Raw genomic sequence first — 9758 nt, 5'->3', positions numbered from 1 at the left:
GGGAGAGGAATATGAAAATATATACCTCTAGTTGCGTTAACCTGCCGAAGCTAGGATTAATATAAAATTACTGACATTTTAGGGTGTAGATAAAAGGGATTAGAAGCAGTCTATACATATGAAAATAATAATGGAAACCATAGAACGATATATATTTTTCTATTTTTTGCATTAAATCCAAGACTGAGGATTTTATAGTCCAGGGTGAAATTTTACAATTCAGGACTAAAAAAGAGATTTCTTTTTTCAGATCTCTTTAAATAAGTCATAGTTTTAAATAAGTTATAGCTTTAAATAAGTCGTAGTTTTAAATAAGTCGTAGTTTTAAATAAGTCGTAGTTTTAAATAAGTCATAGCTTTAAATAAGTTATAGTTTTAATTTAGAATTTATTAGAGAAATGTTGTAACCTTGTATCTAATAAGAGAAGTGAGAGAATAGACAAGTAGACTAAGACCTATCATCTCCATTTTATTATATACTACTTTCTGACAGCAAACTGATCAGACAGATGTCTCTTAGATGTTTCCAAAGTTTCAATAGTTTTATTTATACTATGTAGATCATTTAAAATAGTTTTCATTTCCGGATAAGTTAATTTATCCACTTCCCCGCAAGATCTAAAAAATACCTTTTCATCTCTATAAATCATTTTCAATCTCATTTCTATAAATCATTTTCAATCTCATTTCTATAAATCATTTTCAATCATATGACCACAGATAGAAGTGCTTTTCCATTGATTCAACTTCTCGCCCTGGTTAATGATATTTACTCCTGAGAAAAAGCGCATGAACAGTTATAGTAATTATATCGACTATACCCATAATTATATTACTACTATTAGGTATAACAGATTATTATCATGCTTTTATCCTTTCTCAGAAAAAGTTAAGAAAAAGAATAAAAGACTGTGTAGAGCATTAAAGGCGTAATATAGCTTTAAGAGCTTGATAGAGCTTTAAAAAACTTAATAGAGCTTGAAAAAGCTGATAAAGCATTAAAATGTGATTTTTTTATACTTCTTTTGGGTTAATCGGTAAAGTGAAGTAGAAGGTTGCACCTTTACCAAGTTCGGATTCTACCCATATATGTCCACCATGTCGCTCTATAATTTTCTTACAAATTGCAAGCCCTATTCCTGTTCCCTGGTATTCTTCCTTTTTATGAAGCCGTTTGAAAACTTCAAAAATTTTCTCCGAATACTTAGGATCAATTCCAATTCCGTTATCCTGTACTGAAAATAACCATTCACTCACTTTATTCTCTACAGAAATTTTCTTTGCAGAAATATGGATTTTTGGCGCTTCCTCACCGTGGAATTTTATCCCATTGGCGATCAGGTTCTGAAATACCTGCGCTAGCTGGGTGTTATCTACCGTTACTTCGGGTAAAGGATCACAGGTAACAGTAGCTCTATTCTGTTTAATATACAGATATAAACTGGATAGTACCTGATTCAAAATGAGCTCGGAATCCGTAGGTTCAGGTTCTCTTGCTCTTGTAGTCACTCGAGAAAACTCTAAAAGATCACTTATCAGGACCTGCATACGAGAAGCCCCGTCGACTGCAAAATAGATATATTTATCAGCTTTTTCATCAAGGTTTCCCTGATATCTTCTCTGTAAAAGCTGTAAATAGCTTGATATCATCCTCAAGGGCTCTTGTAAATCATGAGATGAAACATATGCAAACTGTTCTAACTCATCGTTTGAACGTTGAAGTTCTTCTAATTTCGATTTTAAGGTTTCTTCTGCTTTTTTACGTTCGGTGATATCTCTAATTATCACTGCAATCTTTACAGTACCGTTTTTATCGTGGAATAATGCACTCGACATCTCACCGGGAAAGATTGTGCCGTCTTTCCGCCTGTAATTTAGTTCTCCCTTGAACTTGCCTGTCCTGGCTCTCTCCTCCAGAACAAACTGTAGTCTAGGGTCGGATGTATCTACAATCCCATCCCTTCCAACTTTGATGATCTCTTTTTCGGTCATCCCGAAGATCCGGCATGCTTCGGGATTAGCTGCATAAATGGTTCCATCCGGTGAAGTAAGAAGAACGGCATCAATGCTGCTTTCGAAAAAAGTCCTGTACTTCTCCTCACTTTCTAGCAAAGCTTCCTCTGCCTTTTTACGCTCGGTAATGTCAATACTCATCTCAAGAATTAATGGCGAACCGTCAACATCAGTGAACGGGAAATTGTAAACATCAAGCACGCTTCCATTATGAGTGGTGACTTCCCAATTGTGGGGTTGACCTGTTTCAAGTACTTTATATGCCTCACAGAACTCGCAGGGCCTGGTGAACCCAAAACGAAGTTCATGACAGTGCTGATTCTCACTATATTCGCCAAACTTCTCACGGAAGCTACGGTTGGTGAAGGCGTAATGGTGATCAGGTGTTAATAAGCATATCATTGTTGGTAGCGTCTCCAGTACATCAAAGAGCCGGCGCCGTTCAACCTCGACAGCTTCGACAACTTTACGGCGTGCCTCGCTCTCTAGCAGCATCTCTTCAGCCCGCTTGCGTTCTGTGATGTCGTTCCAGGCGACGATGCCACCGGTAATATTTCCTTCGGCATCTCGAATGGGAGCAGCATTGCAAAGCAGGGATAACTTCCCTCCAAATGTGTTCAACTGGACTAGCTCGACGTCTCTGACCACCTCACCTTTTTGGATTGTTCTGGCAAGTGGTACATCATCGATTGCCAGAGGAGTTATCCCGTCAGGTTGGTAAACCGCCAATTGATTAATTACCTCCCCTACAGACTTGTCGGCATGAGCGCCGCCCAGTAGTCTCTCACCATGTCGGCTGACCATACGCATCCGACCTGATGCGTCGGCTATGCTAATGCCCACAGGCACGTACTCCATCAGAGCTGCGAGCAACCGATCACCCTCTTCTGCCTTCATCAACGCATTCCGTAGGTTTTCCTCAGCTCGCTTGCGCTCGATAGCCACGGATACCTGGTCGGCTACTGTACTCATAAGGGCAAGCTCGTCTTCCGTAAAGCCTTTCTTGCTCCTCGTACCAAAGGAAAGTGTGCCTACTGTACGATTTCCAATATGAAGCGGCTGGCAAGAATATGCCTGGATCCTCATTGACCGCACAAGATCGGCCCGCTTATCCTCGTTATTCTGTACATCTTCGGAGACAATACGGCAACCCTCAAGGGCCACACAACCACAAATTGCCGTTCCTTTATCCAGCCATTCAATCTCTTTAGCTACATCCGTGTTTACCCCGGAGTAAGCGTTGAGACGGAGCCTGCCCTGAGTCTCATCGAAGACATAATTAAAGAATACATTACAGTTCAGGTGGTGCATCACTTTCTCGGCGATACTCTGGATCGTTTTCTCAGGGTTTTTGCTAGAAAGGAGAAGAGCATTAGCTTCGCTCAGTAGCTTAAAGCATTTCTCGCTCTCTCGCAACATCTCTTCAGATCTGTTACGTTCGGTAATGTCGCGCACGATAGCCCACATCGATATCGATTGGCCAGCTGCATCGACTGCTAGTATGGATCGCAGTTCAACTGGAATGATCGTCCCGTCTTTCAGTCGATACTCCTTCTCGTAAACATCGGAGTACCCGCGCGGGATGATCTGTTCCCTGACAATGCGATCTTCGACAGCATGCCAGCGCTCAGGCGTCAGTTTCTGATAAGTAAGAGTACGCAGTTCCTCGGGTGAGTATCCGAGCATCTGGCAATAGATATTGTTAAAGTTAATAATTCGTCCATCCATGCTGACCTGCACAAAAGCATCACGTAAGTTATCGTGCAACAATCGATAGCGTGCCTCAGATTGGCTTAGTGCCTTATTTGCTTCCTGGAGTTCTTGAGATTGAGTTTGCAATTCCTCAGATTTCACCTGAAGATTTTCATATGCCTGCTGCAATGCTTCTTCGATTTTTTTGTACTTTGTCGTTTCACGTAACGAAAGAACCAGACCCGTTACGGTTCCGCAGTCGTCCTTGACCGGCGCAAGGCTCCAGTCCCAATATGTGATTCCGCGTTCGGGCTGATCAGAATAGACAAATTGCTTGTCCTTGTAGAAGACCCCTTTACCGGTGTCTAGTACTTGCCGGAAAATTGCTTTATTTTCCTCATTGGGATATAGAGCAAAATGGTTTTTCCCAACCAAATCTCCCGGTTTCATATTGCACGTTTCGGCATAAGCGGAGTTGACCCATACAAAGTTGAACTGAGGATCTAAAAAGACAAGCATAACGTCAGTGGCCTGCATGATACTCTCAAGTAAATTCCGTTCTCGTTGCAGGGCTTCTTCGGTCTGCTTACGCTCGGTAATATCTTCTATCAGAACAAGACCGGAAGCCTCACTATTGCTTCCGAGAAAGTTAGTACCAATAAGTCGTATCCAGATTATCCGGCCGTCTTTACGAATATAGCGTTTCTCAACTTCATAATAATCACGTTTACCGGCTATTAACTCAAAAATTAAAGGCATTTCAATGTTCAGATCGTCCGGGTAAGTGAACTCTGAAAAGAACTTACCTCGAAGTTCCTCCTTTTCATAACCTAGCATGCGTTCTACTGCAGGATTGCTTTGTATTACTCGCCCTTCCAGGTCCCCTACTATAATACCCATTTTAGAACGCTCGAAAATAGAGCGGAAATTTTTTTCACTTATATCCAAAACTTCTTCTGCTCGCTTTCGGTCAGTAACATCTCTCCAGAATACGGAAATACCTGATCCAGATGGATAGATACTTATCCAGTACCATTTTTCCAGGACCAGACTTTTGATCTCGAAATTAGCTGGCAGCCGAGTTTCCATGACTTTCCCGTACATTTCCTCGAACTTGCTATTAACCATATAAGGAAATTTTTCCCAGATATATTCCCCTAATAACTCTTCAGGCTCGAAATTACCATTACGTGCAGCTTGCTGGTTGATATATGTGAACCGCCACTCCTTGTCCAGCTCAAAAAACCCATCTTGAATACTGCTCAACAAATCGTTAAGGTGTTGTTCGCTTCTTATTAAAGCGATTTCCATCTGTTTGCGCTCAGTAACATCCTGAGCAGTACCGATTAGCTTCATCGGCCTGCCGTTATCATATATTGTTATCGCTTCGGCATGGATGAGCCGTTTTTTATTGTTAGGCAAAATCACCTGATAGTCTAGATTATAAGGTGTGTTTCTCTTGATTGTCTCATCCAGAATATCCAGAACTCTTTGCCTATCTTCCGGAACAAGCAGGTCGATGTACTGCTGGAAGAACGTATTCGAGTCAGGCATGAGGCCGAAAATACGATAAAACTCGTCAGAACCGGTTACCAAATTGCTCTCCAGATCCAACTCCCAGCTGCCCACATGAGCAATTTCCTGGGCTTTTTTCAGGTCGGACTCATTCTTTCGCAGTTTTTCTTCAATCTCTTTCTGCTCACTTATGTCGAATCCATAAATGTTTACGCATTCTTCTTCGGGTAACGGGTGAAACGAGACCGAGTATATCTTTTTTCCCACATTAAGTTCTATTTTCTCAGAGCTATTCTGAAAAATTACTCTCTGTATAATCTTTTCGACATGAAGAGGTATCCTTTCTCCAACTCTCACGCTCCACTCTTGCAGTATGGGCTCACCAGCCTCATTTGAGTAAATAAGTATTCCGTTATTTGCTACACTAAGTACAGGATTTGGATTTTTTGCAGGAAATTGTTCCATTTTTGTTTTCATATTTCCCTTCAGACCCCCTTGTTTGACGGCAATAGGCTTACATTCAATGACCGCTAAGAATTATTCTTATCTGTATATTAGTCTTTATTTATTTTTTATAAAATTAAAAGCCGTTTATTACCGTACATTAAAAATAGCTTTTATAAAAGGAAAGGATCAGAATGTGATTTGGTGGTAAAAATACCCGACAATTCATCGGACAAGCTACGAATATTAAATAAAAATGGGGTACAATAATTGTTTTATAAGTTTTTACTTTAAACTCGTATTTAATGACTCAAGGCTAAGTTGTAAGTATCGCATAATGAGGAAATGGTACCAAGCGTTGAGACAATAAACCAGTTTAATGATTGCTGGAATGTTAAAGAGATCAGTCACATTGTAAGAACCCAGCTAAAAAAGTAGCTACTGATTTTGCAGGCTATGCAGATAGAAAAATAATTCTTAGTGATCAAGATTATTTAATTTCTATTTTCAATTGTCTTGTATTCCCGGATGTTCAACAACCTTCAGAAGAAGATCACCGGATCAGAGATGCGAAATACGCATTAGAGGCGCTTTAGAAGGACTTTTTAAACAAGATCATTGAATTCGAAGAAACTTATGGTGTGACCTTTTCAGGAATTGAAACGAATATCTCAAACGAACCCGCCTGGGAAAGAGAGAAGCTAAAGCATACCAATTCCTTGATTTTATACAGTGATTTATCATAACACTTTTTTGTAAAAAACGGATTTTCTTTTTTTCTCTACAGGTCCCTTATGTCATTGTGGTTATCACCATCAAGAGACACGAAAATGTTGTACCTGCTTATTCTATATACAATTTTGAATTCCTACCGTCGAATGTTACGGAGTACTCATCAAGAATATTTCTACCTATCAAGATATCTCCTGCTGCCTCATTATAAAAAACTTCAATATCGTTGTGTTTGTTCTGAAGGAATTCTAAATCAATAAAATTATACCATGTATTAACTGTGTCTCCAACAACGCTTACACTTGCCATTAAATCCTTATCTAACCCGAGTTTAAACCAGATGTCTTCTGGAATGACAACTGCATCTGAACCAGTATCAAGATATGCACAGGCTTTATGCCTTTTCCCTAGAACTGGATTAACGAGAGTTACAACGACAAGAGGGTCATTATCGTAATAATCAAAAGTAGCTTTTTTATGCATAGTTTCTATTCCTAAGGCGGGCAACTGAAGGATTTTTACCTACTCTACGCACAAAGAAACGGTGACCTGGACGCTTTTTTTTTGCTTGCAAACTAACATCTTTAAGGTGATCACCGACAGATACAATGTCATTAACATCAACATCTATAGCTATGATTTTTCCATTGTACAGTTTTTCCCATTCTTCCTTATGGGCTTCGTAGATACGTTTTGCTTCTACATCGAATTTATTAGGATCTGACATTGTACTCACCTTTTTGATTAGTTCTTTTCTGTGAATTATGTCTTATTATCTAAATAATAATATCGGCTTGCAGATACTCACATAAGAAACATTCTTCTAACCAATTTGCCTTCAATCTCGATGTAAAATTCTAGTTTTAGGAAATGTCTATACTTATTGATTTTACCCGGATTGTCAGCTGGCCAAGGCAGCTGTAGGTATCAACGATTAGCACAAAACGGAAAGAACAAAGAGATTAGTATAAGGGTCCTGGTGTGAACGATGGGACCCAAACTATAGACAGAAAGGAAAAAGAAAGAAGAATTAATTATTTTACAACTTTGTAAAGAGGTTCGCCTAACTTTTCATTTCCGTTTTCATCTAGTTCTCGGATCGTGTACTCTGTGACTATCAAATCAAAAGTCTGGTCCGGATCATCCGCTAACTTTCGGATATCATCAATTTCTAAATCAATTGGTGTAGGTTCGTCATCATCTTTGAGTTTTACTAAAATTTCTTCGTAGTTGTTGATCTCTGCGAGTTTTTCAAGTGCTTCAATTATTGACATTTTCATACTTTTATTCCTCCGTATCTTCAATCTCTACAAAGTCCTTGATAATATAATCACATGTTGAAGAAGGACACATCCAGCCAGCGGGAATATAAGCCCGTCCCTGGCTCTTGTCACCTCTGAAAGATACCCGAACCAAGATTTCCCCACATTTAGGACATACGGGTTTAGGAACTGCCTTTTCACCGTTCGGTTTAATCTGGCCTTGCCTTCGCTTTTTTTCTACCATCAGTTAACCTCTTATCTGTTGTAAAGTGGAGCGCAGCATAAGATAATTTCGGAAAAGAAAGAATTTAGAACTTTGAGAGATAATCGTTCTTATACTCTCTCACGAAGTCTTTATAAGTTCTCAAAAGAGTTGTTTGTCCAGGCCTTTTGACTCGAAGCAGACCAGGGCAGAGAACCTCAAATGTGAACCCCTTTTCTTTTTGATAGTACTCAATTCCTTGAAGGAACCAAGGTTTGAACTTCAAAGGCTCTTTAGGCTCCAATGCATAAACAGCTTTCCGGCCATATCTTGAAATTCTCTGTCTGTATTGAGTTGCTTTGATCCTGTTCAATTCTCTGTTCAATTCTCCTTTTAGGGTTGCCATCTCGGTTACGCTCCTATTACCTTACTGCAAATAACTATATGGCGTTCCAAGTATATATAATTAGCTACGTGGCGTTCCACATAGTTGAGTAATGAGTAAAATCGATGACAGAAGGATGAACTATTCTAAGCCGATTTAAGACGTTTTTAGAGGACCATAATCTCCCAAACATACCTCCAAAAATGGGAAAGCTTAACAAAGCGCCTGAGATAACGCAGATATCAAACGTGAGCGCCTGAAAAAATCGAAACATCGAATCGAACAACATAAAAACAATTTATTCATTCATATGCATTATAAGAATGAAATCCAAGAGGAACATTTCAGTTCAAAGTATGACATTATCTTTAATCTAACAAGTTCATTTTTTGCAATGGAAACATACCAACCCAAAAATAGACCAAAATCCTGAAAATTTCCACTGCAAAAAAATCCAGATCATTAACACCATTAGTATGAAAAATTAAAAAGTTAGTAACACTTGCTTAAATATTAATTCGGATTTTACCTTTATTTCCTGTGGAATGTTTGGGTTTTAGGAAGTCATCAAAAATGACAATTAAGAAAGGATGTCTGGGCCTGACTTCTTTACTCAAAAAAATTAACGTTATCGGTTGAGCCCACCTATGTGTTTTTGTTTAGTCGTGTTACAAAGACTATATGTACAAAAATGACAAATAAGAAAAATCATTATCAGTAGGATTGATTTTTTGACCTTGATATTTTAGCCTTCGATGAGGGTATGATAAGTGTATAAGAGATATTTAGAAATATGGTAACTATTCAGGGTATAGTTAGCGGCGCTCCTTTGAGCGCCGCGAGAATACCCTCTAAAACAGGTAAACCATTCTTTCTTATTGTTGAAATATATGCTCTAATTCTGCAGAAAGCTTCCGCTCCTCGTGCAGTTCTGAAAGTTCCTGATATTTTCTGCTGTAGCTTCATCATCCTGACATCTCTTTCTGCTTGATTATTCTCAAACGGAACTTTCAAGTCTGTCAGGAATCTCAGAATCTTTTCTTTATGTTCTATAAACCTATCAAGCAGATTCCTTGCTTTGGTTTTTGGATTCTTACCACGTTTTCCTCGTTTTTCAGGATTTAAAGAAGGTGGATTTTCTTCAATTCCTTTCGCGACTACAGCATTGAACCTTTTTTCTAATGCCTTAACTTGTTCAAAATCTAGATTTTTGACCTGCTCTTTACACTCATCAGCATACTTTTTCATTTCAGACAACAGCTCATTCATATCTTTAGCCCATTGCTGTTTATAATTCTCTTCAATTCCAGTAAGTTCTCTCTGGAGATGAACATTGCAAAGAGCATGATCACAATTATAACTGTTGTAAGGTTTCCATCCATCGTGAACTGCTACCCCTTTAAACTCTGGAAGAATTCCCATAGCATCAATAGCTTCGGATCCTCTTTTTGCATGAGTAAAATAACAGGTGTATTTGTCAGTAGAAGCTACATGAAGCCAATGTCTTTTTCCT

7 protein-coding genes are annotated in these 9758 nt (G+C 39.0%); all 7 read right to left on the bottom strand.

Going from position 1 to position 9758, the window contains the following annotated elements:
• Positions 1-1014: 1014 nt before the first annotated feature.
• Complete coding sequence (locus ASJ81_RS05645) at positions 1015-5697, bottom strand: PAS domain S-box protein (protein WP_095643635.1); 4683 nt, start codon at positions 5695-5697, stop codon at positions 1015-1017.
• Between the two features lie 810 nt (positions 5698-6507).
• The gene (locus ASJ81_RS05640; RefSeq protein ID WP_095643634.1) at positions 6508-6879 is read right to left on the bottom strand and encodes a hypothetical protein; all 372 of its coding nucleotides are present in this window, start codon (positions 6877-6879) and stop codon (positions 6508-6510) included.
• Positions 6872-7123, bottom strand: a complete 252-nt coding sequence (locus ASJ81_RS05635) for a hypothetical protein (protein ID WP_095643633.1) — start codon at positions 7121-7123, stop codon at positions 6872-6874. The genes ASJ81_RS05640 and ASJ81_RS05635 overlap by 8 nt, the downstream gene beginning before the upstream one ends.
• A gap of 307 nt (positions 7124-7430) precedes the next feature.
• Positions 7431-7676 carry a hypothetical protein gene (locus ASJ81_RS05630; protein ID WP_095643632.1) on the bottom strand — a complete coding sequence of 82 codons (246 nt, stop codon included), beginning with the start codon at positions 7674-7676 and terminating at the stop codon, positions 7431-7433.
• Positions 7677-7680: 4 nt separating this feature from the next.
• The gene (locus ASJ81_RS05625) at positions 7681-7902 is read right to left on the bottom strand and encodes a hypothetical protein (protein WP_095643631.1); all 222 of its coding nucleotides are present in this window, start codon (positions 7900-7902) and stop codon (positions 7681-7683) included.
• A gap of 64 nt (positions 7903-7966) precedes the next feature.
• Positions 7967-8266, bottom strand: coding sequence for a hypothetical protein (locus ASJ81_RS05620; protein WP_095643630.1), 300 nt, complete (start codon positions 8264-8266; stop codon positions 7967-7969).
• Positions 8267-9049: 783 nt separating this feature from the next.
• The coding region (tnpC, locus tag ASJ81_RS05615) for an IS66 family transposase (protein ID WP_141241541.1) at positions 9050-9758 on the bottom strand (709 nt) is incomplete at its 5' end.

The organism is Methanosarcina spelaei (assembly GCF_002287235.1).
Classification (GTDB): Archaea; Halobacteriota; Methanosarcinia; order Methanosarcinales; family Methanosarcinaceae; genus Methanosarcina; species Methanosarcina spelaei.
This window is presented reverse-complemented; position numbering and strand designations above follow the sequence as displayed.